This window comes from Granulosicoccus antarcticus IMCC3135, assembly GCF_002215215.1.
In the GTDB taxonomy this organism is placed as follows: Bacteria; Pseudomonadota; Gammaproteobacteria; order Granulosicoccales; family Granulosicoccaceae; genus Granulosicoccus; species Granulosicoccus antarcticus.
The window spans coordinates 4,720,559-4,744,993 of the sequence record NZ_CP018632.1 but is presented as its reverse complement, the minus strand read 5'-3'; the positions used below and the strand labels follow the sequence as shown (position 1 = coordinate 4,744,993).

The window sequence follows — 24,435 nt, the reverse complement described above, 5'->3', positions numbered from 1 at the left end:
CATGGCCAGGGTAGCGGTTATAGATCTGGGTAAGAGCAACTCCAAAGTGGCTCTGGTTGATACCGATAGCAGTCGGGAATTGCATGTGTTCACCACACCTGCCAGAGTCGTTGATAGCGGACCCTATCCGCATATTGACCATGCGCATATCGAAGCTTTTCTGGTTGACAGCCTGGCCAAGCTGGCCAGCAGTGGGGATGTGGATGCGTTGATGGTAGCGACCCATGGTGCAACGGGTGCATTGATAGATTCGAAGGGTGAGCTGGCTCTGCCGGTCATGGACTATGAATTTAGCGGCGTGGACCAGTTGCGTGATGAATATGAACGGATACGTCCCGCGTTTGCTGAAACCGGTTCACCGGCCTTGCCCGGTGGGCTGAATCTGGGCGCCCAGCTGTATTGGCAGCAACAAAGGTTCCCTGAGGCATTCGATACGGTGAGTACCATACTCACCTGGCCACAGTATTGGGTTCACTGGTTAAGCGGTGCCAGGCTTAACGATGCAACTTCCCTGGGCTGTCATACGGATCTCTACAGACCGACCAAGCGCGTTGTTTCATCCTTGTTGGCACGCACCGACTGGCAGGCTCGTATGCCGCCTGTTGCCAATTCAGGGCATTTCGCCGCGCCGCTTCATGACGCTATATCAAAACGTACGGGTTTGCCAATGCACCTGCCTGTCCATGTGGGTATTCACGATTCCAATGCGTCACTGGTGCCGTATCTTGGTGAGGGGGAAAATCCGTTTTCAGTGCTGTCCACGGGCACTTGGGTCATCGCCATGGCGATAGGTGGACATGAGGTTGTGCTGAATGAGCATCGTGATTCACTATTGAACGTCAATGCAAAGGGCGCTGCTGTGCCTTCCGCTCGATTTATGGGAGGGCGTGAACATGATGAGTTGTTGAAGTCATGCAACACCAAGTCGCTGAATGACAAGGATGTAGACGGGCTCATTGTTCAGCTCATGCAAAAAGGCGTGTTTGTCATGCCATCTCACGTCGAAGGGACCGGGCCTTATCCGCAACACAGGGGGTGCTGGTTGGGTCATCATGCCTTGCTGAGTGATGCTGAGCGCGTTTGTGCGGTCGGCTTGTATCTGGCGTTGATGAGTGAGCAGTGTCTGAACTTGATCGGTGCTCAGGGCATGACTCACGTAGAGGGCCCCATGGCCCATAATAGTGTGTTTGCGCAAATGCTGGCTGCAGCTTCTGGCAGGGCTGTGACGCTTAGCACGTCCATGACAGGCACTAGTGCGGGTGCTGCGATGCTCATTGCCAGACCGGTGGGTGAAAGCAGCAATATTCTGGTCGAATCCACTGTTGACAGGCGCAGGCTGTTAATTGATTACGCAAGTCGTTGGCGTGAGCAGATAATGCAGCACGCCGATAACAGCTGGTAGAAGAATCTACCGATGGGGCTGAGGCATCATGCTTCTTATTCCAACACAGGCACTGCAAAAAAGCATGAGCACCCTCTGGACCCCCAGTCAGCGCTACCCTGATCCTGCCATCGTATCGGTCACACCGGAATTTGATCAGTATCGATTGCCGTTGGCTAAAATCGAACGATTGGCGACCGGGTATCGCTGGTGTGAAGGGCCGGTCTGGATCGGTGAGAGTGGCACGCTGGTGTGGAGCGATGTTCCGGGCAATGTCCAGTATTGCTGGGATGAACAGAGTGAGTCAGCACGTGTTTTTCGGGCACCCAGTAATAATTCCAACGGTAATACACGCGATCGCAATGGTCGGCTCATTAGCTGTGAACACCTGACACGTCGCGTTATCCGTACCGAGCTTGATGGGCATCGTACGGTACTTGCTGATTCTTTCGAGGGCGTAGCCCTGAACTCGCCAAACGACGTCGTCTGTCACTCGGATGGTTCAATCTGGTTCACCGATCCGGTTTTCGGCATTCTGGGATTCTACGAGGGCGAGAAAGCCGAGCCGGCGGTGTCACCCAATGTCTATCGCCTATCTCCAGAGGGCAAACTGACCATGGTCGCTGATAGCATCAAGCAGCCCAATGGCCTGGCTTTCTCGCCCGACGAGTCTCGACTCTATGTGGTGCAGTCGCGAGGCGAGCCTCGACAGATACTTGAATTTGACGTTGTCGATGCACAGACACTGGCCAATCAGCGAGTTTTGATTGATGCTGGCAAGGAGGGCACCCCCGACGGCTTTCGTGTCGATATGGATGGCAATCTGTGGTGCGGTTGGGGGATGGGTAAAGCCGGTCTGGACGGGGTTCATATATTCAATCCGGCAGGTGTCCTGATTGGCAGGATTGATCAGACTGAGCGGCAAACCCCGTCGTTTAGCCGGGCCTGCGCTTAGGGCGGGGTCCTAGCGAATGTGAGAGCTGAAAACGATAATACTGTATATATTTATAGCTTCCTGGTGCAATAAACGGAATTAGCCTGTGTAACGCGGTTAAGATAGAAGCATGAATCAGGCATCTTCCAATCAGAAACAACTGCGCACGCTGAGACTGCGTGTCAAGGACAAACATGCCGCTGAGCTTTCCCGTCAGGCACGAGCCGTTAATTACGTCTGGAATTACATCAACGAGCTGTCAGAGCGCAGTATTCGCGAACTGGGCCGTTTTCTTTCGGTTTTCGATCTTCACTCATACACCACTGGCGCCAGTAAAGAGCTGGGTTTGCATAGCCATACGGTGCAGAAAGTAGCAGGCTCCTACGTTCAGGCAAGAATCCAGTTCAGAAAGCGCAAACTGGCGTGGCGCAGGTCCGGGGGAGTACGGCGCTCGTTGGGTTGGGTGCCTTTCAATACCGGTCACGCCCGCTGGCGTAACGGTCAGGTACATTTCAATGGTACAGCTTACGGTGTCTGGGATAGCTACGGACTGGCAGGCTACACGCTTCGCTCTGGATCATTCAGTGAGGATAGTCGGGGTCGGTGGTATTTCAACGTCGCTGTTGAGGTACCGATCAGGAAGTCAACGGGCAAGATCGCCATGGGTATTGACTTGGGGTGCAAGGATGCTGCGACCACCAGTGAGGCAGATGTATTGCATGGGCGCTGGTATCGAGCGGATGAGAAAGCGTTGGCCACGGCCCAGCGGGCAAGAAAGAAGCGTCAGACAAAGAAGATACACGCCAGAATAAGAAACCGCCGCAGCGATGGAATCCATCAGTTTTCTACAAGGATTGTAGAAAAGAGTGCGGCGGTGTTTGTCGGAAACGTCTCATCCAAAGCGATGGTAAAGACTACGATGGCCAAGTCAGCACTGGATGCTGGTTGGTCTAGCCTCAAGAGAGCCCTGGAATATAAATGCGCTAGCGCAGGGGTTATCTACCAAGAAGTGAACGAGGCATATTCCACACGAGCCTGTTCTGTGTGCGGTGCACTCAGCGGACCGAAAGGTCTGAAAGATCTCGTAATAAGCGGCCCGCGCAGGGGCAATGGAGCTGTGTCGAGTGTGGAAGCTCGCACGATCGCGATATAAACGCGGCCCGCAACATTGCCGCTCTGGGAATTCAGAGCCTTGCAGAAGGAGCCTACGAATGAGCGAAGAGGAAAAGAATCCTCTTCTCTTCAGGGAGAGGAGAATTCAACTGCCAGAACGCTGTGCGAACCTGTGCTTTGGTGGCTTGCATCGTAATCGGCTGTTCATGGCGGCCAGCACCTCCGTCTACTCGCTGTATGTGAATACACAGGGCGTGGCAGGCGGCTGACAAGTCCGGTGTGGAGGAGGCTTTGTGCCTTCTCCCATCTCTGCTTGGTACCCATTGCCCATAGCCGAATAGTGCACCTTAAGCCACTATCTGACTTCATGAAAAAGTCTGACGAAGAACACTTATATTATCTGGCTATGAACTACCTGAAATCGCTCTTTGTCTGCACAGTCCGCCGACCTGTTTTTAGAACGCTGGCCGCGATGGGACTGGCTTCGATTGGTCTCCAGGCAAATGCGCAATCAACCACGCTGGATGTGAACATCCTGTACCTGGAGCAACGCATTGAGCACCCTCCGGTATTGTCCAATCTGGTCAGTTGGCCCGAAGATGAGGGCGAGCAGGGTGCGGCACTCGGCATAGAGGATAACAATACGACGGGGCGTTTTCTGGGTCAGAACTACACGCTGGAGCGCATGAGTTTCGAGCCTGATGAGCCTGTGGACGAACGCAATGAAAAAATCAGAGCCAAACTGGCTAGTGGTGCTCACCTGGTTGTCGCGAACCTTCCTGCGAATGATTTGACAGCCATAGCGGCATTGCCGGAGGCGGCAGACGATCTGATCTTCAACGCGCAGAGCATGAATGATGAGCTGCGCAATGAGCAATGCCAGGTTAATGTGCTGCACTCCATACCCTCACGTGCCATGCTCAGCGATGGCTTGATCCAGTTTTTCTACAAACGACGCTGGAACAAGGTGTTCCTGATTGAAGGCAATAATCACAAAGACAAAGCCTTTGCCGATGCGCTACGACGCTCAATGACCAAATTTGGCGTGAAAGTAGTTGAAAGCAAAAAATGGATTGAAGATGCAGACATGCGCCGTACTGCCTCAAGTGAGGTGCCTGTCTTTACACAAGCCAAGCAATACGATGCCATCATTGTTGCTGATGAAGATCAGCAGTTTTCACAATACATACTTTATAATACCTGGCTGCCACGGCCTGTTACCGGTAGTGCAGGGCTGACCCCTGTGGCCTGGTCGCCAGTGATCGAGCAATGGGGGGCTGCGCAGTTGCAATCCAGGTTCAGGAAGCTGGCTGCGCGCGACATGACATCCCGCGACTACAGTAACTGGGCTGCCATTCGTAGTGTCGGTGAAGCGGTTACCCGTACCGGTTCGGTGGATCCTTCGGCTATTCGAAGCTACCTGCTATCCAGCGAATTCGAACTGGGTGGCTTCAAGGGTTCACCGCTCAGCTTTCGTAACTGGAATGGACAGATGCGCCAGAGTGTACAGCTTGTACATCCTCAAGCGATGGTCGCTACCGCACCCATTGAAGGCTTTCTGCATCCGATAACCGAACTGGATACCTTAGGTCTTGATGCACCAGAAACCCAATGCAAAGACTTTCTCTAATTAATAAATTGACACTAAGAGGACAAAACACCGTGAACAGGCAATGGTACGAAAGAGTCGTCAGCTTGCGTGAATTCAAAGCCCCGATACTGGGTACCCTGGGGCTGACAATAGGCATCATGTCTGGTACTGCAAACGCCCATTGGGCCTATATCAGTAATGAAAAAGACAATACTGTGTCAGTCATCGACACAGAAACCAATGAAGTAATCAAGACTCTGGATGTGGGTGAACGGCCTCGTGGCGTTATCCTGAGTCACGACTACACCAAGTTGTTCGTCTGTGCCTCCGATTCGGACACGGTACAGGTGATTGATGTTAGCGATGATTCGATTCTCTTTGAACTGCCCAGTGGCGAAGACCCGGAACAGTTCGCCTTGCATCCGGATAACCGGCATCTGTATATCGCTAATGAGGATGATGCAATCGCCACCGTAGTGGATATTGAAACTCGTACGGTGGTTTCACAAATCGATGTGGGTGTGGAGCCTGAAGGCATGGCCGTGAGTCATGATGGCAAATATGCCATCGTTACCTCCGAAACATCCAATATGACTCACTGGATCGACACGGAAACACAGACTATCGTGGCCAACACCCTGGTGGATCAACGGCCAAGAGATGCAGAGTTCTCATCCGATGACAAGGAGCTGTGGGTGTCGTCGGAGATCGGAGGCACCGTCGCTGTCATTGATACAGAAACAAAGGAGATCAAAAAGAAAATCAGCTTTTCGATTCCCGGAGTCTCACGAGACCAGATTCAACCGGTGGGGATGGAGCTGACCGACGATGGAAAGACGGCGTTCATCGCATTAGGGCCTTCAAATCATGTGGCGGTGGTGGATCGCAAGACACTTGAAGTGGTGGATTACATACTGGTAGGTCGACGTGTCTGGCACATGGCATTAACCCCCGAGCAGGACATGCTTTACACAACCAATGGTGTGTCGGGTGACGTAACGATGGTCGATGTTGCCAGTCGCAAAGCGGTGAAGACAATCAAGGTTGGTCGTTACCCCTGGGGTATTGCCATATTGCCCAAGGAGAATATTCCCGGTTAAGACGAAGCGGCATTCTCTCTGGGTTGTGCCCTGAGGCGTATTACTCAGCCTCGGGGTATTCTGGTAGCTCGTTGTGTATCGAATACCAATCGGCTTTCTCAGAGACCCAGATATGACTCCTTTCCTGCGTCACTGTATTTGAATCAAGTGATCCCAGTCGAAGAATAATATGCTTTGTATTCTCGCGTTTTGCATAGATCTGAGTACCGCAGCCAGAGCAAAAATAACGATGTTTGCCTTTCGATGATTCGAAGCAACTGAGAGCACTTTCGCCGTTAAGCCTGAAATCTGCATCTTGCACGGCTGCAACACTGGAAAAAGCAGCGCCATGTGCCTTGCGACAAGTCACGCAATGACAATGCACTATCTCACCAAGCTCTCCGGATATTTCGTAACTCACCTGGCCGCACAAGCAGCTGCCCTCGATCAAAATCAATACCTTCCGTTGTCTGCTTATGGATATCCGCCGCTATCGTGTAACGGCTTCAGATTGGCTCACGCTGGCATTTGCCACTGTATAGATCCGCGTAATTACTGATCATTATGCCTATTCTTTCGATCACGGTACGCACTGCAGGGCGATGCCGGGTTTCGCTGTGCATCACGAGCCACTGCGATTCAGTCAGCTCATCGATGAGAGGGCCGACACGGCGCAGGCTTGGTAATCGATCACCAACGAAACACGGTAGAACAGTCACGCCAGCGCCGGCGACCGTCAGATCGAGCAGGGTGCGCGAGGCGGTAACCTGTAGCACTGCCTGGGAGAGTCGATGCTCTACCATCCAATGAGCACTGCGTGTATGGGCGCAATCGGGTGCGACTAGAAGCCACGGCCAGCGTTGCTCTTCACCATCAGCCAATTCCCTGTCCGTCGCGGCGTAGCTTGCGTAGCACACCTCGCCAATGCGTCGCGTGACCAGATGCGGATCGTCAGGTCGGGTGTTACGCAGACCGATATCAACCTCGCGGTGCGCAATGCTGAGCCGTTCTTCTGTGGATACGAATACCAGTCCGAAAGCGTCATCTTTCTGGTGCAGCTGCGAGATATGCTCTACAAGCAAGTTGCAGGTCCATGTACCGGCAGAGAGTCTAACCATGGGCCGGCGGGTAGGTTCTGCAAGCCAGTCGGCAAGTTCTGCGCGCACCGCGTCCAGCTGCAAAACGCGTTCACGTAGCGAGGCTCCATCGGCGGTTAGCTCGTAGCCGCTGGGTTGACGATGGAAGAGTGATCGACCCGTTTGCTGTTCCAGCTGGTTGATACGGCGCGAGAGCGTGGCAGTACTTGCCGACAGGCGCTTTGCGGCGGCACTCAGGCTGCCCTCGCTGGCCACTACCAGGAACAGGCGTAGATCGTCTAGAGAAGGTTCATTCATTTGCGGATAGGAGGATCCATTTATGAAGGGTAGGCAACCGATGTTCTAGCCACGACTATCTGTTTTCACTGCGAAAAGGATATATCAATGTAACTATTCAGCCGTATTTGTCGTTGCCGCGATAGATTTGCACACTTGATTAGTACTTGGTCGAGAGCAATACCGCTGGCCCTGCATCTGTAAGCCTGTATGCGCATTCATTTTCCACGGTGCCTCAAGATTGCACAGTGGTGCTATTTTTCTGGCAGTTTTCTCAATGACGTCTATGCTCCTCATAGACAAAACGTGGCTATGAGAGCAGCTCTGAAATGTTTGGGTTGTCACAGTGAAAATTCAGGATATTGACGTTGAATCGACCATCGAGTCGGTCAAGCTATCTCTGAAAAATGAGAAGGATCTATCACCTGCGCTCAGATCCTCTTTGGAGGTGTTGCTTCTGTTGGTTGGCCTGCTGCTCAACCGTGTCACTCTTAACAGCAGCACTAGCAGCATCCCACCTTCACAAGATCCGAATCGCGACAAGAAAGCGAGGCCGCCCAGAGGCAAACGCAAGCCCGGTGGACAAAAAGGTCATAAGGGGTGCACCCTGGAACCGGTGGCTGAACCAGATGAAATTGTGCCCATCAAAATCGATAAGCGCACGATTCCCACAGGAGTCGAGTACAAAGAAGTGGGCTATGAGTCACGACAGGTTTTTGATATCAAGATCTGCGCTGTCGTCACCGAGTACCGCGCCCAGATTCTTGAAGGTAGTGATGGATATCAGTACACCGCACCATTCCCCGAAGGAGTGGTTGCCAGAGCTCAATACGGCAATACGGTAAAAGTTCAGGCAGTCTATCTGTCTCAGAAACAGCTCATTCCCTATGAGCGAGTACACGAACAGTTTGCTGATCAATTTCTAATGCCGCTTAGTGCCGGGACGATCCATAACTTCAATCGTAAAGCGTTTGACAAGCTGGAAGAATATGAAAGTTGGGTCAAGTATCAGCTCACGAACAGTACCTTACTTCACGTGGATGAAACGGGCATCAACATTAATGGCAAGCGTCATTGGTTGCACTGCACCTCGAACCTACAATTTACCTACTATTACCCGCACGAACGCCGTGGCACTGAAGCGATGGATCAGATCGACATTCTTCCACACTTCACCGGCGTGCTATGTCATGACCACTGGAAGCCCTATTACACATATCTTTTTTGTCTCCATTCTCTTTGTAACGCACACCACCTACGCGAACTGCAGCGTGCCTGGGAGCAGGATAAGCAAGCGTGGGCAAGAACGATGCGTCAATACCTGATAGAACTCAATACAGCGGTCAACAAGGCTCAAGGTAAGTTGGATTTAGATGAGGCGACTCGTTGGTACGCCAGATATCGTCGGATAACGAAAAAAGCACAGATCGAATGTCCTCCACCGATAGACAATCGTCGAAGTGGTACCCGTGGCCGCCTCAAGCGCAGCAAGTCACGAAATTTGCTCGAGCGTCTGATCAACTACGAAGATGACGTGTTGCGATTCATGAGTGATGCGATAGTGCCGTTCACCAACAACCAGGGTGAGAACGACATACGGATGACCAAGGTGCAGCAAAAAATATCAGGATGTTTCCGTTCGATGGACGGTGCCTTGATATCGTGTCGAATTCGCGGCTACCTATCGACGTGCCGCAAAAATGGAGTTTCAGCAACTGATGCGCTGAACATGCTCTTTGATGGGCAGTTGCCTTCGTTCATAGCCAATACTATTCAATCACAAGCTCAGGCCGCCTGAAACGGCTGAATAGATAATTGGACTCCCCCACCTCCTCTAGGAAGTGGGTTAATGTAATCGTTCCGACACAATTCACATTAATGGAGTCCAGCATGAAGAATACTATTGTTGGTGTTGATTTGGCAAAAGATGTTATTCAAGTGTGTGTTTACGCGAGCAAGAAAGTGCAATCGAACACCGAAATGACACACCACGAATTTCTTGAATGGCTATTTACGAGCTCCAGCACGACGGTAGTATTTGAAGCTTGCGGCACATCAAATTACTGGAAACAGAAGGCCACGGAGGCTGGCCATGCTGCACATTTGATATCAGCAGATCTGGTATCCAAGATCAGACAGAACCAGAAAACAGATAAGAATGATGCATTGGCGATTGTCCAGGCATCCATGTTGCCGGACATAAGTTTCATCAAGGGAAAGACTATTGAGCAACAGCAGTTGCAAACCATTTTGCGCTTAAGGGAGTTATCTGTGAAACAAAAGACCGCTTCTGGCAATCAGCTAAAAGCACTATTATTAGAGTTTAATATTCGTGTTAGCGCGAGAAATGGTGGATTGGGAGGGGTAATAGAATCTGTGCTTGAAGATGCGGAGAATGAATTCTCGGCAGCTTTTAGAGAGGCGTTGCATACCGCCTGGCAACACCACCTGAGCATCATCAAATCCATAGCTATATACGATGGGTGCCTGGAGGAATTAGTTGAGCAGCATGAAGATTGCAAGCGGCTGCTCAAGCTGGAAGGGGTGGGAGTAATCAATGCCGTGAACCTGTATATAGCACTGGGCTGCGCGGACCTGGGTTCGTTTTGCAAAGGTAAGGATGCCTCGGCATGCATCGGATTGACTCCGATACAGCACACATCGGGAGGCAAGGTAAAGCTCGGCTCAATCGGCAGGTATGTGAAAAACAGCTTGTTGCGGAGCCAGCTTATTACCGGAGCGATGGCAGTCGTTGCACAGGTGTGCAAAAGAACAGCGGTCACCAGTAAAGAGGTGTGGATACAGCAGCTGGTCGCGCGACGAGGCAAGAAAATCGCGGCGGTTGCTCTGGCCAACAAAAACGTGAGGACGGCATTTGCCATGCTCACACAAGGTACCGAATATAAGGCGGATCCTGTCGCCGTCTAAAAAGCGTTCCAACGATGAAGATGCAAAAACGAAGATAAAAATCAGCGTGTTAACTCAGTTAGTAACGAAGAGCCTTGAGCTCGTTGAGTAGAATTGAAAACACGTCCCGCGTAAATATCACAGAGCCTGAGTTCGCTACTCAATCGAGAGCTCGTACATAAGTACGCATCTATTTCTTCATTTATGCAATTTTGTTGTTGACACAGGGGGAGTCCACATAAGCAGCTGGTCGCGCGACGAGGCAAGAAAATCGCGGCGGTTGCTCTGGCCAACAAAAACGTGAGGACGGCATTTGCCATGCTCACACAAGGTACCGAATATAAGGCGGATCCTGTCGCCGTCTAAAAAGCGTTCCAACGATGAAGATGCAAAAACGAAGATAAAAATCAGCGTGTTAACTCAGTTAGTAACGAAGAGCCTTGAGCTCGTTGAGTAGAATTGAAAACACGTCCCGCGTAAATATCACAGAGCCTGAGTTCGCTACTCAATCGAGAGCTCGTACATAAGTACGCATCTATTTCTTCATTTATGCAATTTTGTTGTTGACACAGGGGGAGTCCACATAAGTTACATATCAATGATGAATGCCTTGTTTGTTATACCACCGAAGTCCGAAAACGAGACACTGAAGGCTTCAGATCAGCGCGGTACGCCGGTAATGCGTGCGGCGGTTGAGCAAGAATACTACGAATTGCACGGAACTCAATCGGCCGTACGTTTGTTGCGATTCGTGGCATGGATTGAGAGTCGTCTTACTTCACTTTGCTTCTGCTCAAAGATCAGGTAGTACGCTCGAATTGACGTCTTGTTTGTACCGGCGGCGGCGTTTGTACCAGTGCACCAGTTGTAGCAGCCAGATCAAGGCTGCTGCAATAGACAATAATACAAGTGTGATATGCCAGGGTATCAGTCGAGTTACATTACCTTCAAGTCGTAACAGGAAGGCATCAAGCCAGTTATTCTCCAGTGCCAGGCTGGCCAGCAAATCGGCACGATCAGGTAGTCCGACATTGATGCGGCGGGCGGGAATGATGACCTCTCTGGGAATGGCCTCGACCGTACTGAACCAGGGCACTCGCACCGTATCCAGAAACACGGGAATGGGGCTTTGGGCCGTCATTCGAAATTCAAACACTGCTGTGGCAGTTGTATGATTGCCTGACAGTTGCTGGGATCGGGTTTGTCCGATTAGGGTTGTTGTCAAGGCGCGGCTTTCAGGGGGAACAACGACCGGTAGATGACTGGCCAGTACATCACGTGCGGTGAGTGTGATGGTTCTGAGAATTTCGTCACCCGCTGTCAATTCTCTGGGGTCCTTGGACCAGGTGTTGCTGAGTGAGACCTGACTGGCAGGTAGCCACCAGTCAGAGCTGCTGGTGGCTGGTCTGATCTGCAAAGTCGGGAACTGAGAGTGTTTGTCGAATGTCGCACGTTGTGTGCGTGATCGAATAGCGGTGCCTTTCCAGGTGAGAGCAGCCAGGCTCAGTTCGCCTGAATGCTGGGGGAACAAATGATAGCGCCAGGCAGTAAGGCGCCATGATTCCCCGTCACCTTGCTTGTCCAGTGTTCTGCGTTCGACATACTGCTCCAAGACATCAAAACCGTTAAAGTCTGGCAAAGTGATTTGCTCGTCGGCAATCGGGTATTTGTGTCTGAGTTCGATATCGGCAATGATGTGCTGCCCGATATAGACCTGTGACAGGACCTCGCCGTCACCAAGGCTGAGCGAAAGCTGGATCTGCAGATCATCCTGTGTGGGTTGCCAGTCCAGCTGGGCAGGCGGCAGCACCTCGATCACGATCGCATTCGATGTCACCTGACCCTTGATGCTGCTTCCCGATAGAGGGCCGAAAATGACACGACCTTCACGACGTGGGACCAGCTCCATGCGTCGTGATTTCATATCAACGACTTGTTCATTCATGACGGCAATGCGGGTACCCGTCGTTTCACGTAACAGGTCGGCCCCTTGGAGCAGAGGGTTGATATCCAGTGGCTCTTCGATACCAACGATTTCGAGTTCGATGAAGACACTATCCCCCAGATACACAGGCTCGTCACTGCCTGTGAGTGTTATGGAGGGCACTACATCGGCAGCTTGAGCTTTGGGGATGAGCAGGGCAGTGGTGGTACATATCCATATCAGAAGGCAGCCAAGTAGAGCCAGATGCCTCACCATGAGCTGCCACCTGCAGGTGCGGATTGCCCGGCGGCCAGTCTGCGACGTTGCTCCAGTCGGATACGTCGTTGCAGAAACAGGGCTGAGTCATGGCTGATCCGGTTAAGCCATTGCGTTGTAGCCTGCTCGGTTTCCAGGGTACTTCGCACGCCTGCTGCCAGAGAATCATCTGAGAGAGTCTCTGACTCAGCTTCGCCGGAGGCGCTATTCTGGGGGCTCTCATCACTGCTCTCACCCTTGAGCGCGCCGCCATCCTGTTTCTCAGCGGCTTGGTGTTCTTGCTTGCTGGCCTGTCCTCCCTGACCCGTCTGAGCATCTTCGCCGCTTTTCATGCTTTGTTTGCCTTGTTCATCGGACTGTTCGGTCGGGGCAGCTTCACTGATATCGCTTTGCTCATCACCGCCTTCGCCACTGCCGCGTTCGTGAGTCTCATCCTGGGTTTCAAGGCGCTCTATTTCCTCGCCCGATGGTTGACGTCCGCCTTGTTGTTTCTGTTTGTCCTCTGCTGCCAGTAGTTTGCGCATCAACTTCGCATTGTCGGCCGCCGCCTCAAGTGAGGAGTCCAGCAGTAATGCCTGCTGATAGGCATCCAGTGCCAGTTCCAGATATCCCAATTGCACATAGCAATTGCCCAGGTTGAATGCCGACACGGGATCATCAGCTCTGACAAAAGCTTCGGCTGCACGCCACCATTGCTCTGAGCGATAAAACGCCACGCCTTTCCAGGCCGGATCGGTGAATATCTCGCCCGCACGAACAAAGTCTCCTTGCTCGAACAAGCGGTGGGCCAGCAGATTGTCGTCGCTGGCTGATGCAGGTACGGCGCTAGCGAGGACCAGGCTGAACACCAGTATGCATCGCAGAGGGTGCAGGTAAGCTGCTAGCCTGCGCATCAGTGTGCTGACTCCTGGCGGAACAATTGCAGTAGTAGTGGTATGCCCAGTAGTAGTAACCAGTGTGATTGATCCTGCCACACAAGGCTGCTGAGTGCTGCGTGGGTCGAGACACTGGATTGCTTGTCCAGCTCAAGTTGATCATAATCAATGACGCCAAAGCTGTTGGCCCTGACGCTGATGCCATGACCGGCTCTGGACAGCGCCTGTGCCTGTTGCCAGTCAACAGCGGTTTCATCACCACGCTCATCGCTGCTTGTTTCTTGCATGGGCTCGGATGAGCCAAATACCAGTGTATCGACTTGATGGCCGGCATCGGCCAGAAAGCGTGCTGCGGCGATGCTGCTTTTACCGATACCGCCCGAGTCACCGAGCACGAATATGCGCGTCCTGAGCAACTGGCTGTCTTCTATGACTGATGTTGCCAGTGAGAGAGCCCGTGCCAGGTTAGAGCCTTCGACTGGAATGACGCCATGTTCCAGCAAGGCGGTATGTTCATTGAATATCGATCGATCGAAGGCCGGTGGCGCTATCAGAAATGCATCTCCGGAGAACAGGATCAAGGCGATGGGTCTGGCTCCAGCCTGGCGGGATAATTGAGCCAGTGCCTCGCGCATGGCAGCGAGACGGGAGGGCACGGTATCGTCTAGTGTCATTGAACGTGAGACATCAGCCACCGCCAGCCAGCCGATGCTGTGACGCCAGGTGTCATCATCACTTTGCCGCTGGACCGGCAGGCAGAAGCTCAGGGCTGCCACAGCGGCAACCAGCAGTGGCAGATTGCATCGTGATGCGCGACGGGTGTCAGCACCCAGAAAACGGAACAGAGCGGGCGACAGGATCTTGCGCCAATGATTGTGATAGCTGTCAGGTCGCCACACGAAGGCTGCAATCACCAGTAGCAATGCCGGTAATAACCACAGCGGACGAAGAATCAACCATTCACCGATTTGCCAGCTCATGTTCATCGGGACAGTCGCTGGCGGCTTGCCAGCAGCAACAGGCAGAGCAACAATACCGCTTGTGGCCACTGTCGAAGGTCGTTGCGCAGAATTACAGGTGGTGCTTCCACCTCTGCGCGTTCAAGCTCATCAATGGCTGTGTAGATCTGTTGCAGTTCATCGCTGCTGGTGGCCCTGAAAAACAGGCCGCCAGCTTTTTCTGCCACCGATGCAAGCGTTGCTTCATCCAGATCCGCAGACTGCGCAGTGCTATAGCCCTCCAGTTCCCCATCGACGCTACCCAGAGCAATGGTATGGATACGGATGCCCAGGGTGCTGGCAAGTTCTGCAGCGCTTTCCGGTTCAACCGAGCCTGCATTGTTGGTGCCGTCCGAGAGTAACAAGATGGCCTTCTGGCCAGCCGGATCGCTTTGCAAGGTCTGGATAGCCAGGCCGATGGCGTCGCCAATTGCGGTTGAGCGGCCTGCCATGCCAATGCCTGCGCTGTCGAGTATATGGCTCAATGCAGGCAGATCGAAGGTCAGTGGCGATGCGATGAAAGCCTGTTTGCCATACAGTACAAGACTCAATCGATCCCCCTTGCGTTGAATGACGAAGTCACCGGCTACCTTTTTGACGATACTGAGACGATCGCTGGTTTGCCCGTTGAATGAAAAATCCTGTCGTTCCATGCTGCCTGAAATGTCGATGGCCAGGGCAATGGCACGGCCACTGACTGGTTGTACTACCGCATCTCCGGGTTGCCAGGGTTGAGCAATTGCCAGCAGTAGAGACAGCCAGGAAAGCCAAAGCAGAATCTGCCTGATATCCACAGGATTCTTCGTGTCGCCAGTCAGAGACTGCAATGCGTGCTCCATTGTCGGCGGTATATCGATAGCTGCTGATACAGGCTTTGTCGACAAGAGCTTGAACAGCCATGGAACAGGCAACAGCAGCAACACCCATGGCCAGTTGAAGTGAATCATGAACCGTGATGTGGCCGTTGTTGCTGAGCCGTGCTCTTCGCCCTGGCTGGCAGAGCTTTTATAAGACGCTCAAGATGCAGACACAGCAGTTGCAGTTCATTGTTGTTGATAGTCGATTGTCGGTATAAGGAGCTGCCGAATGCCTGTCCTTCTGCCTGTGTGAACCAGTTCGTATCAAAGGCAACATCCAGGCTGCTCAGCCAGGAACGCCCGGTCTTGGAAATATCGTGCCCTCTGTGCAGCATGATTTGTCTGAGCAGTTTTGCCAGCGCCAGCATCGCCGCTGCAGGCTCCATGGAGCGGGCTTTGAGCACCTGGTTCAATGCATCGTGTCGCCAAATATTTTTTTTCAGACGCCAGAGTCGGTAAATTCCCAGTAACAGAGTAAGCAGCAACAACAAATTGGCGGCAATGAGCCAGGCAGGCACACTTTCAGGTGCAGGGGGCAGCTGTATGTCTCGCAGTTGGCTGAGAAGTTGCTCGCTGTTCAAGGCAGGTAACCGTGTTGGCGTAGAACGGTGACAATCTGCGTATTGCCAGCATCTGTATCCAGCAAGGGAATCAGCAGATCCGAGAAGCGTGCAATGCGCTGTTGTTTCTGTTCTGAGAGTTGCTGTTGCAAACGCTGGCGTTGTTGACGATTGATCGTGATGGCATGAGGGGCTCGGTTCTGGGTCCAGTTCGACGGATCGCCAGAACGATAACCATAGCGACCCGTTGGCAGGGCCTGCTCCAGCATGACATCGTTGATGTGTACGGCGGCTTGTCTGGTCGCTTGTGACAGTATCTGCATTGCCTCGTTGAACTTGTCACCCAATTGATCAAAAGCGCTAATCCATATTATCGTCCCATGTAGCCGTCGTTGTGTGATCAGCCAATGGGCGACCTGTTCGAATGTCACAGGCGGTTCGCCATGCTCTGTGTAGGCTCCGGGCAGGGTGATCAGCACATCGGTTGATTCGTGCTTATCGCTGTTCAATGAGGAACGTTGCAGGCTCGACGTGGCTTGTTGTCGGGCATCCTCAAAGCGGCGGCTCAGCAGTCCACAGGCATCTATCGCGGCACGATGGCCGTTACCGTATTCACTAGCAAATAGTCCGGTGTCGCAAACCCCAACGACACTGGTTCGACTGCCTCCTTCGACCGCTTGCCATAGTAATCTTGCTGCTACGCGACAGGCTTTAACCGAGCGTAGTTCATGTGTGCCTGTGAACATGGAGCTGCGCAGATCGGTAATCAGTGTGACTCGATGTTCGCGCTCTTCTCGATATAGTCGTGTATGCAGTGTGTTGGTGCGGGCGCTGGCTTTCCAGTCAATATGTCGGATTTCATCGCCCGGACTATAATGGCGCAGATCATCAAAGTCGGTGCCATGACCTCGACGACTGCCTCGAAAATTGCCGGTCCACTGGCCTGTACCTGCAGGCTGATGCAAGGTGCTGGTATGGGTCGAATGTCTTTCGTCCAGTAATGACTGCACGCTGATGCTTACGCTTGGATCATCCAGATTGTCAGTTTCAGGCACATTCACAGCGTCATCAGTATCCGTGCTAGACCCGCGGGGTTGCGTCCAGCAATTCGTTGACAAGCTGTCGTGTCGTCTTGCCGGCTGCACGAGCCCGGTAGTCCAGTGCAATACGTCCGCACAGGATATCCGGAGCCAGGGCCACGACATCATCAGGCGTCACAAAGTCGCGCCCGTCAAGCCAGGCAGCGGCACGTGAGGCTATCGCCAGATTGATCGATGCACGCGGGCTGGCAGCCTGGGCAATGCCTGTGGCAACTGCAGCTCCGGCACCGTGCCCACGAGTGGCACTAACCAGACGCACAATGTAATCACGCACCGCTTCGGAGAGGAATACCTGCGGTATTGCCTGTCTGGCCTGCAGGATAAGCTCACGATCACCGATTGCAGCCACCTTGGGAGTATCGAGTAAAGCGTCTGGTTCACTCAATACCTGATCCAGAATCATCCTCTCTTGTTCAATGCCTGGCAGATCAATGGTGACAAAGAACATGAATCGATCGAGTTGTGCTTCTGGTAAGGGATAGGTGCCTTCGTACTCAATGGGGTTCTGTGTGGCTGCCACCATGAACGGTTCTTCAAGCTTGCGCGTGACACCATTGGTGGTTATCTGGTGCTCACCCATCGCTTCAAGCAAGGCACTCTGAACCTTGGGTGGTGCCCGGTTTACCTCATCCACCAGCACGATATGGTTGAACAGGGGGCCTGCATGGAACTTGAATTCACCGCTTTGCTGCTGGAACATATCGGTGCCGGTGATATCTGCCGGCAACAGGTCAGGGGTTGCCTGTATGCGTGCGAACCTGACGTTCAGCAATTGTGCAAAGCGATTGATGGTGCGGGTTTTGGCAACACCCGGTGGGCCTTCTATCAAAAGATGCCCGCCGGTGAGTAAGGCTATGAGCAGCCGGTCGATCAGCGGTTCAAGTCCGACGAGCTGCTTGCCAAGTGTTGCTCTGAGTTCTTGCAGAGCGCTGAACGCTGCCTGCGGTGCTTGTTGTTCGTCAATACCCACCTTCATGGCCGAATGATCAGCGAAGGGTATAAACGACTTTGGGCGTCCTCGGCAATGAACTCGTCCAGTTCGATCGGATGGCTGTTTGGTTCTGGTGGTGAGGCCAGCACGTTGAGATCTCCTTGTAGTAGTTTGCCTTGCAGGCTGCCATCTGGCTGCCATTCAAGTTGGTAGTACACACCATTCCACGCATCGATACCAAAACTTGCCACCGATTTCCAGATGAACAATAACTGGTACTCCAGCTCGGTAAGCTCCTTGGTTGTCACCTCGTTCTTCAGCTCATACGGGTAGGGCAGATAGCAGAACCATTCGCTCGCCCCGGTGAGGCATTTGAAGGGACGCATTGACAGAAACTGGTCAACGAACTGGTCACTGTCTACTTCAACGCTGATCCCGCTCTTATCCGGGCCGTTCTTCGAAAATACAACATTGCCAATTTCCAGTTCAACGCCTTGCTGATCGATCAGGAAGATACGAGCGGCATCGGGAAACGCAGGTTCGGCCGTGATATCGGTTACCGTCTGGCTCTCAGGAGCTTCTGTCAATGCTGCTGCTTGCTGAGTCGAATCATCGAAGAAATTGATCGGTTGTACCGCTACCAGCTCAGCCCCCAGCTCCAGCCAGCCGTCGGTGCCCACGGGAAGCCAGTGAACGGCACTGTAGCCCCAGTCAATGGCCCGCTTGGCAGCGTTCCAGCTCTGCCAACAGTCGGATGTGCAGTAAAAAGCGATACTTGTGTCAGGCTTGTCATTGGTCAGCCGTACCAGATTGCGTTTGAAATAATCAACGGCCTCATCCGTCAGTGTGCCTCGACCCACCTCAGGTAGCCAGACTGCGCCGGGTATCGACAGGCGTTCATCAGGGATGAGCCAATGTCCATCCAGTGGGTCGGGTCCGAGCCCCTTTGGTGGAAAGACATCGATGAAGATCAACTTTTCCTGCTGCCAGAGTGCGATGGCCTGTTCGGTGTTCAGAGTGATGCCGCCAGGTATGTCAGCAGGCACTGGAGCTCGGTAACGCTCCATTCGCAGGCCACTATCCGGGTCGACATCATAGCGAGTGTCTGATTGGCCCGCGACCGGTGCAGCACTAACTAGAGTCAAGGCAAGTGCAAGTAAGATTTTATCCAGCATGATCAGGAGTATGCATTGTGTGAGGAGTAAACACAGTGGTACCAAAGTCCAAGGCCGACTTCATTGTTTTGGTGTCTGTAAATCATGTTTTATTGTGCATAGCACCCAAAGTACCATGTTGATGTTTCGTTGCTCAGGCTACCCTACGCTCCTTCGAATCACAGACTTTACAAGCAAATGAAAAGACGTCTTTTGACCGGTGGTACCGTGCTGCTGGTCCTGTCGCAGTTCATGCTCTCAACAACCGGCTTTGGCCATGGTGATGTTCAACCGCAAGCGGTGGATACCGAAGGCCTGGAAGTCTTGCCTGAAGAGATCGCCATGGAAAACCCCTATCGCGTAATGGGTGGGGAACAATACGAGTTGGCGCGTACCATCGGTGCTTCTGCCTATATATCCAATTGTGCTCGTTGCCACGGACTGGAAGCCATTTCAGGCGGCATTGCGCCGGATCTTCGCATGCTGGAGGATGGTGAGTTTGGTGATGAGTGGTTTATGGAACGAGTGCGCAAGGGCTATACTCAGAATGGCGCCTACAAGATGCCTCCGTTTGAGAATATTCTGAATCAGGAAGCCATGTGGGCAATCCGTTCGTATACAGAAACTCAACCACGGCCAGAATAAACAGTGCTATCCATCAGTTTTCTTAAACAGTCAAAGCTGCTTTCAGCGTCTTTGTGTCTATTGGGGGCAGCGCTTTGTTCGTCTGCGCTGCAAGCCCGTCCAGTGGACGATGTTGTCGACAGTGGCAAACTGGTGGTGTTTGCCTACAGCGACTACGCGCCTTATTCGTGGAAGGATGAGGCGGGGGTCGCTCAAGGTATTGATGTGGAGATAGCGCGTCGCTTTGGCAAGAGTCTGGGGGTGGATGTCGAGTTTCTTATTGGACCGGCTGACGAAAATCTGGATGACGATCTGCGAGTCTATATATGGAAAGGTGACTTGGTTTATCACAAGACCGCCGATGTCATGATGCACGCCCCGTTTGATCGTGAGGTGGATGCACGCAATGAATTTGCAGTGCTCAGCTCACCTTACTTTCAGGAACAGATGGCTGTGATATTCAACCAGGATATCCATCCTGAAGTGGATACATTTGGTCGCTTTGTATCCAATCCGATCGCTGTGGAACTGGATACCGCAGGCGATTTCTTTCTGTCAGCAGCATTTCGTGGACAGTTGCTGGAGAGCATTCGTCGAGGTTGGACCTTCAAGGATGCACAGCTTCTCTACACGACGGGTGAGGTAGGCGCCTTGCTTGCTTCACGAGCTCAGGCAGAATGGGTAGCCTTTAGCGCTCCGGATATAAATTCCAAAGTAGTTCAGCCACCCATGCCCGGTATCGTACGAACGGGCTGGCCGGTTGGGATTGCCGTCAAGCACGACAGTCGGGATCTGGGTTATGCACTGGGTGACGTATTGACGGAGATGATCGAATCGGGCGATATGCAGGCTATTTATGCAAAGTATGGCGTTGAATGGCTACCCGTCGAGTTACAGCAATGAAGGTATAGGGTATGAAACAGTGGTTGAAGGTGGTCTCTGCCCTGTGTTTAGCAGCTGCTAGCACAGGAGCTTTGGCCAGAGAGGTTCCTGAGGACCCCTTCCAGTCAGTCATGTGGCAGGCCATGGTCGAGCGTTTCATGCCAGAGGGCGATATCGTATTTGATGATCGAGTCAAGGTCATGGCCCCTTTGTCTGCCGAGAACCAGTTTCATGTACCGGTCACGGTCGACGCCACCGAGCTTGACGGCGTCGAAGAAATCATTGCTGTGGCTGATCTGAATCCGATTCCGCTGGTGATGAATTTTCGTCCTGCAGGGGCACTGCCTTATATCGGTTTTCGACTCAAACTGCAGCAGACCTCACCCATTCATGTCGGTGTTCGTACGGCTGATGGCGTATGGCATGTGGGTGGTGCCGTGGTAGATGCGGCTGGTGGTGGTTGCACCACTGCTGCGGCTGCGCACGGCAATAGCAACTGGATGCAGACGCTGGGCGAGACACGCGCATTCGCCATTCGTGAAAATGATAGCAATGCGCGGATGACGCTGCGCATGCGCCACCCGATGGACACTGGTCTGGCTGTAGGAATTCCCGCCTTCTATCTCAATGAGCTGACGATCAGCAATGAGCAAGGTGGGGCAATTGCCGAGCTGGATCTGTATGAGCCCGTTAGTGAAAATCCGACGCTGACCATAAAGCCGCAAGTAGGGCGAGAAAAAATGATTCTGCGTGTTTCCTCTCGCGACACTGAAGGTAATACCTTCAGTTTTCCTCTGGATATACCTGCGGCCAACGAGCTTTGATGAACACTTCAACACCTGTCATGCCTGTCGCTGGCAGCAGAGCCAGCGCGGCACCGATATCCAGGTCGCGACGACAGGTGTTGCAGTGGTTTGCGGCAGGATGTGGTTGTGCCGCCTGTGGTTCGGCAGGGGCACGGTTACTCGATTTTGATCTGGTTGCGGTTGAGGTGGCATCAAAAACGTGGGCGGTGCTGGGGCGCACCGAATACTTTAGCCAGGACAATGGCGGCAATATCGTCAATACCTCCTTCATCGAGGTCCCCGATGGCGTTGTCGTGATCGATACGGGGCCTTCGAAGCGCTACGGCGATGCCTTGCGCGAGCTGATCGGCAGAACCGTACCCGGCAAGCCGATACTTCGGGTTTATAACACTCACCATCACCCGGATCATTTTCTGGGTAACCAGTCATTTGAGGCCTCTGTCATCGCCGCACCGCAAAAGGTGATTGAGAACATAAGTCTGGAAGGTGACGGGTTTACCGACAATATGTATCGTCTGCTAGGGGACTGGATGCGCGGTACGTATTCGGTTGCACCGACTGTTGTCATGAATACTGATAATGAGGATGTGGGGGGACGACAGTTCTCACTGTTTTACCTTGAAGGCCACACCAACAGCGATTTTGTCATCAGAGATGATGAGACCGGCGTGGTGTTCGCAGGTGATCTTGCCTTTCTTTATCGTGCTCCGACAACGCCACATGCCGATATTCCTTCATGGAAGGCTTCACTGGAGGTGCTGTCCGGTATGGATAAGTCTCTGCTGGTGCCCGGTCATGGGCCCAGCGATGCCAAGGATGAATCTCTGGTACAAACCGCTGATTATATTGACTGGCTGTATGGCAGCATCAGCGATTCGGTCGGCAAGGGACTTACCATGAATGAGGCGATGGTGCTACCCATTCCGGCACGTTTTGAAGGCTTGGGTGTGATTCGTACCGAGTATGAAAGATCCGTTGTACATCTGTATCCGGCGCTGGAAGATGTACTTTATCCCGTCGTTGAGGTCACTCGTTAGAAAAAGGAGGATTGAGAATGTTCTGTAAGCGTGCCTTGAATTAAAAACCATGCTTGCAGTGTACTTTTGTCCACTATGGAGCTTGTGAAAACTCGACTAAACTGCTGATGCGATGGCACGGCACCTTGAAGAACTGTACGCCTTGACACTTACACGCCGAGTTCACCTCTCGATGAATGCAATGATTTTCCACTCTAGGAGCAATTAATGAAGCGAAAAAAGACCTTGCTGGCATTTGCCAGCACATTGACACTTAGCGTCGCAGGATTCGCCACATCGGCCACCGCGCTGGATGTTTCAATTGAGGAAATCATGAATGACCAGGCCTCGGTAGAAGACATCGTCTCCTACGGACTGGGGCCTCGTGGACAACGCTACAGCCCGCTGGCGACTCTGACCAAGGACAACATCAAGAATCTGTACCCTGTCTGGTCTTTCTCGTTTGGAGGAGAGAAGCAGCGTGGTCAGGAGTCACAACCATTGATCAAGGATGGCGTCATGTACGTCACCGGTTCATACAGCCGTATGTGGGCCATTGATATCGCAACCGGTGAAGAGCTCTGGCAGTACGATGCGCGATTACCTGAAGGTATTCTGCCTTGCTGTGATGTGGTCAACAGGGGCGCCGCCATACTGGGCGACAAGGTTTTCTTTGGCACCCTGGATGCCAAGATCGTGGCTCTGGACGCCAAGACCGGCAAGGTCATCTGGCGCAAGAAGCTGGGCGACTATGAGGCGGGCTACTCCTATACTGCAGCGCCTCTGATCGTACCCAGTGAAGCACATGGTCCATTGATTGTGACGGGCAATTCCGGTGGTGAGTTCGGTATCGTCGGTCAGGTCGATGCACGTAATCCTGATACCGGTGAACTGGTCTGGTCACGGCCAACCATCGAAGGTCATATGGGCACGCTCAACGGCGAAGAGTCAACCATGACGGGTGTGGCTAACGAGTCCTGGGCGGGAGATCAATGGAAGAACGGTGGTGGAGCTCCCTGGTTGGGCGGCACCTACGATCCTGATACCAAGCTGGCCTACTTTGGAACGGGTAACCCTGCACCGTGGAACAGTCATCTGCGTCCGGGTGATAACAAGTGGACCTCTTCACGTATTGCCATCAATCCGGAAAACGGCGAGATCGAATGGGGCTTTCAGACAACGCCACACGACGGCTGGGATTTTGACGGCGTCAATGAGTTCATCTCGTTTGACATGGAAAAAGACGGTGAAACCATAAAGGCCGGTGCCACAGCGGATCGTAATGGCTTTTTCTACTTGCTGGATCGTACTAACGGTGAGTTCATTTCGGCAGTCCCGTTTGTTCAGGATATAACCTGGGCCAAGGGTATCGATGAGAACGGTCGTCCTTTATATGACCCGGATAATCGTCCCGGTAACCCGGCAGAAAGTGCCGATGGCAAGAAAGGCAAATCATCATTCGCCGTTCCCGGTTTTCTGGGCGGTAAGAACTGGATGCCGATGGCCTATTCCCAGAACACCGGAAACTTCTACATCCCTTCAAACGAATGGGGTATGGATATCTGGAATGAACCCATCACATACAAGAAAGGCGCTGCTTACCTGGGTGCAGGTTTTACGATAAAGCCTTTGTTCGATGACTATATTGGTTCGTTGAAAGCTCTTGATCCGGTCACAGGCGATATCAAGTGGGAATACAAGAACAAGGCACCTTTATGGGGTGGGGTACTGACTACCGCGGGTGGTCTGGTATTCACCGGTACACCTGAAGGTTATCTGAAGGCATTTGATGATGAGACAGGTGAAGAGCTCTGGAAATTCCAGACTGGCACCGGCATCGTGTCCTCGCCCATTACGTGGGAACAGGATGGTGAGCAGTACGTTGCCATCGTCACTGGTTGGGGCGGTGCGGTACCTTTGTGGGGTGGAGAAGTTGCCAAGGTGGTTAGCTATCTGAACCAGGGCGGATCTGTGTGGGTATTCAAAGTGCCTGAAGGTCTGGCTGCCAAGTAGTCTTTACGCTTGAGTCCGAGCGTGGTGCCAACCCTGCAGTG

The 24,435-nt window shown here is 52.8% G+C and carries 23 protein-coding genes and 2 pseudogenes; 15 read left to right on the top strand and 10 right to left on the bottom strand.

All coding sequences use genetic code 11. The features are described 5' to 3' along the window. Nucleotide 1 precedes the first annotated feature (1 nt). The 7 genes and pseudogenes from IMCC3135_RS20635 (at nucleotide 2) to IMCC3135_RS20615 (ending at nucleotide 6,119) form a co-directional block, all read left to right on the top strand. Nucleotides 2-1,402 carry an FGGY-family carbohydrate kinase gene (locus IMCC3135_RS20635; RefSeq protein ID WP_088919314.1) on the top strand — a complete coding sequence of 467 codons (1,401 nt, stop codon included), beginning with the start codon at nucleotides 2-4 and terminating at the stop codon, nucleotides 1,400-1,402. Nucleotides 1,403-1,466: 64 nt separating this feature from the next. Continuing rightward, on the top strand, nucleotides 1,467-2,336 hold the full coding sequence (locus IMCC3135_RS20630; RefSeq protein ID WP_088921981.1) for an SMP-30/gluconolactonase/LRE family protein: 870 nt from the start codon (nucleotides 1,467-1,469) through the stop codon (nucleotides 2,334-2,336). A 109-nt stretch (nucleotides 2,337-2,445) separates the two neighbouring features. Then, nucleotides 2,446-3,321: pseudogene (locus tag IMCC3135_RS20625) on the top strand (RNA-guided endonuclease InsQ/TnpB family protein); the annotation flags it as partial. A 38-nt stretch (nucleotides 3,322-3,359) separates the two neighbouring features. After that, complete coding sequence (locus IMCC3135_RS35625) at nucleotides 3,360-3,530, top strand: zinc ribbon domain-containing protein (protein ID WP_418251403.1); 171 nt, start codon at nucleotides 3,360-3,362, stop codon at nucleotides 3,528-3,530. Beyond that, nucleotides 3,527-3,697: a hypothetical protein gene (locus IMCC3135_RS34260; RefSeq protein ID WP_236994627.1), complete on the top strand. Its 171-nt coding sequence runs from the start codon at nucleotides 3,527-3,529 to the stop codon at nucleotides 3,695-3,697. The genes IMCC3135_RS35625 and IMCC3135_RS34260 overlap by 4 nt, the downstream gene beginning before the upstream one ends. Nucleotides 3,698-3,795: 98 nt before the next feature. Beyond that, the gene (locus tag IMCC3135_RS20620) at nucleotides 3,796-5,058 is read left to right on the top strand and encodes an ABC transporter substrate-binding protein (protein WP_205737642.1); all 1,263 of its coding nucleotides are present in this window, start codon (nucleotides 3,796-3,798) and stop codon (nucleotides 5,056-5,058) included. Between the two features lie 32 nt (nucleotides 5,059-5,090). After that, nucleotides 5,091-6,119 (top strand): YVTN family beta-propeller repeat protein, encoded by a 1,029-nt coding sequence (locus IMCC3135_RS20615; RefSeq protein ID WP_236994626.1) that lies wholly within the window; start codon nucleotides 5,091-5,093, stop codon nucleotides 6,117-6,119. A 40-nt stretch (nucleotides 6,120-6,159) separates the two neighbouring features. Here IMCC3135_RS20615 and IMCC3135_RS35620 read toward each other — a convergent pair whose 3' ends face one another. Both IMCC3135_RS35620 and IMCC3135_RS20605 read right to left on the bottom strand, forming a co-directional pair. Next, entirely contained in the window at nucleotides 6,160-6,549 is a 390-nt protein-coding gene (locus IMCC3135_RS35620; RefSeq protein ID WP_088921978.1) for a GFA family protein, read from the bottom strand. Nucleotides 6,550-6,604: 55 nt separating this feature from the next. After that, the gene (locus IMCC3135_RS20605) at nucleotides 6,605-7,492 is read right to left on the bottom strand and encodes a LysR family transcriptional regulator (protein WP_088919313.1); all 888 of its coding nucleotides are present in this window, start codon (nucleotides 7,490-7,492) and stop codon (nucleotides 6,605-6,607) included. A gap of 325 nt (nucleotides 7,493-7,817) precedes the next feature. Between IMCC3135_RS20605 and tnpC the strand changes: the two genes are divergently transcribed. The 3 genes and pseudogenes from tnpC to IMCC3135_RS34255 all read left to right on the top strand — a co-directional run. Beyond that, nucleotides 7,818-9,269, top strand: a complete 1,452-nt coding sequence (gene tnpC / locus IMCC3135_RS20600) for an IS66 family transposase (RefSeq protein ID WP_088918329.1) — start codon at nucleotides 7,818-7,820, stop codon at nucleotides 9,267-9,269. A gap of 92 nt (nucleotides 9,270-9,361) precedes the next feature. Further along, nucleotides 9,362-10,399 carry an IS110 family RNA-guided transposase gene (locus IMCC3135_RS20595; RefSeq protein WP_088921977.1) on the top strand — a complete coding sequence of 346 codons (1,038 nt, stop codon included), beginning with the start codon at nucleotides 9,362-9,364 and terminating at the stop codon, nucleotides 10,397-10,399. Nucleotides 10,400-10,624: 225 nt separating this feature from the next. Next, nucleotides 10,625-10,744, top strand: a pseudogene (locus IMCC3135_RS34255) (IS110 family transposase); the annotation flags it as partial. A 427-nt stretch (nucleotides 10,745-11,171) separates the two neighbouring features. On the opposite strand, the gene IMCC3135_RS20585 reads toward IMCC3135_RS34255, so the two are convergent. Genes IMCC3135_RS20585 through IMCC3135_RS20550 form a run of 8 tightly spaced genes read right to left on the bottom strand, consistent with a single transcriptional unit; the run spans nucleotide 11,172 to nucleotide 19,074 of the window. Continuing rightward, entirely contained in the window at nucleotides 11,172-12,578 is a 1,407-nt protein-coding gene (locus IMCC3135_RS20585; RefSeq protein ID WP_088919311.1) for a BatD family protein, read from the bottom strand. After that, nucleotides 12,572-13,471 carry a tetratricopeptide repeat protein gene (locus IMCC3135_RS20580; RefSeq protein WP_088919310.1) on the bottom strand — a complete coding sequence of 300 codons (900 nt, stop codon included), beginning with the start codon at nucleotides 13,469-13,471 and terminating at the stop codon, nucleotides 12,572-12,574. The genes IMCC3135_RS20585 and IMCC3135_RS20580 overlap by 7 nt, the downstream gene beginning before the upstream one ends. Beyond that, the gene (locus tag IMCC3135_RS20575; RefSeq protein ID WP_157736150.1) at nucleotides 13,471-14,433 is read right to left on the bottom strand and encodes a VWA domain-containing protein; all 963 of its coding nucleotides are present in this window, start codon (nucleotides 14,431-14,433) and stop codon (nucleotides 13,471-13,473) included. Before IMCC3135_RS20575 ends, IMCC3135_RS20580 begins: the two co-directional genes overlap by 1 nt. A 2-nt stretch (nucleotides 14,434-14,435) precedes the next feature. Further along, on the bottom strand, nucleotides 14,436-15,398 hold the full coding sequence (locus IMCC3135_RS20570) for a VWA domain-containing protein (RefSeq protein ID WP_088919308.1): 963 nt from the start codon (nucleotides 15,396-15,398) through the stop codon (nucleotides 14,436-14,438). Further along, nucleotides 15,395-15,889, bottom strand: a complete 495-nt coding sequence (locus IMCC3135_RS20565) for a DUF4381 family protein (RefSeq protein WP_157736149.1) — start codon at nucleotides 15,887-15,889, stop codon at nucleotides 15,395-15,397. The genes IMCC3135_RS20570 and IMCC3135_RS20565 overlap by 4 nt, the downstream gene beginning before the upstream one ends. Next, on the bottom strand, nucleotides 15,886-16,929 hold the full coding sequence (locus tag IMCC3135_RS20560) for a DUF58 domain-containing protein (RefSeq protein ID WP_157736148.1): 1,044 nt from the start codon (nucleotides 16,927-16,929) through the stop codon (nucleotides 15,886-15,888). The genes IMCC3135_RS20565 and IMCC3135_RS20560 overlap by 4 nt, the downstream gene beginning before the upstream one ends. A 19-nt stretch (nucleotides 16,930-16,948) precedes the next feature. Continuing rightward, nucleotides 16,949-17,944 carry an AAA family ATPase gene (locus IMCC3135_RS20555; RefSeq protein WP_088919305.1) on the bottom strand — a complete coding sequence of 332 codons (996 nt, stop codon included), beginning with the start codon at nucleotides 17,942-17,944 and terminating at the stop codon, nucleotides 16,949-16,951. Then, a complete protein-coding gene (locus tag IMCC3135_RS20550; RefSeq protein ID WP_088919304.1) occupies nucleotides 17,941-19,074 on the bottom strand; it encodes a rhodanese-like domain-containing protein in 1,134 nt (377 codons plus the stop codon). The genes IMCC3135_RS20555 and IMCC3135_RS20550 overlap by 4 nt, the downstream gene beginning before the upstream one ends. Nucleotides 19,075-19,251: 177 nt before the next feature. Here IMCC3135_RS20550 and pedF point away from each other — a divergent pair, with 177 nt between their 5' ends. From pedF to IMCC3135_RS20525, 5 genes are all read left to right on the top strand, one after another. Further along, on the top strand, nucleotides 19,252-19,698 hold the full coding sequence (gene pedF / locus IMCC3135_RS20545; protein WP_088919303.1) for a cytochrome c-550 PedF: 447 nt from the start codon (nucleotides 19,252-19,254) through the stop codon (nucleotides 19,696-19,698). Nucleotides 19,699-19,800: 102 nt separating this feature from the next. Further along, nucleotides 19,801-20,580 (top strand): substrate-binding periplasmic protein, encoded by a 780-nt coding sequence (locus tag IMCC3135_RS20540; RefSeq protein ID WP_205737641.1) that lies wholly within the window; start codon nucleotides 19,801-19,803, stop codon nucleotides 20,578-20,580. Nucleotides 20,581-20,591: 11 nt separating this feature from the next. Beyond that, nucleotides 20,592-21,383 (top strand): quinoprotein dehydrogenase-associated SoxYZ-like carrier, encoded by a 792-nt coding sequence (locus IMCC3135_RS20535; RefSeq protein ID WP_088919301.1) that lies wholly within the window; start codon nucleotides 20,592-20,594, stop codon nucleotides 21,381-21,383. Beyond that, nucleotides 21,383-22,402 carry a quinoprotein relay system zinc metallohydrolase 1 gene (locus tag IMCC3135_RS20530; RefSeq protein ID WP_088919300.1) on the top strand — a complete coding sequence of 340 codons (1,020 nt, stop codon included), beginning with the start codon at nucleotides 21,383-21,385 and terminating at the stop codon, nucleotides 22,400-22,402. The genes IMCC3135_RS20535 and IMCC3135_RS20530 overlap by 1 nt, the downstream gene beginning before the upstream one ends. A gap of 207 nt (nucleotides 22,403-22,609) precedes the next feature. Then, nucleotides 22,610-24,394, top strand: a complete 1,785-nt coding sequence (locus IMCC3135_RS20525) for a PQQ-dependent methanol/ethanol family dehydrogenase (RefSeq protein ID WP_088919299.1) — start codon at nucleotides 22,610-22,612, stop codon at nucleotides 24,392-24,394. The last annotated feature ends 41 nt before the right edge of the window (nucleotides 24,395-24,435 follow it).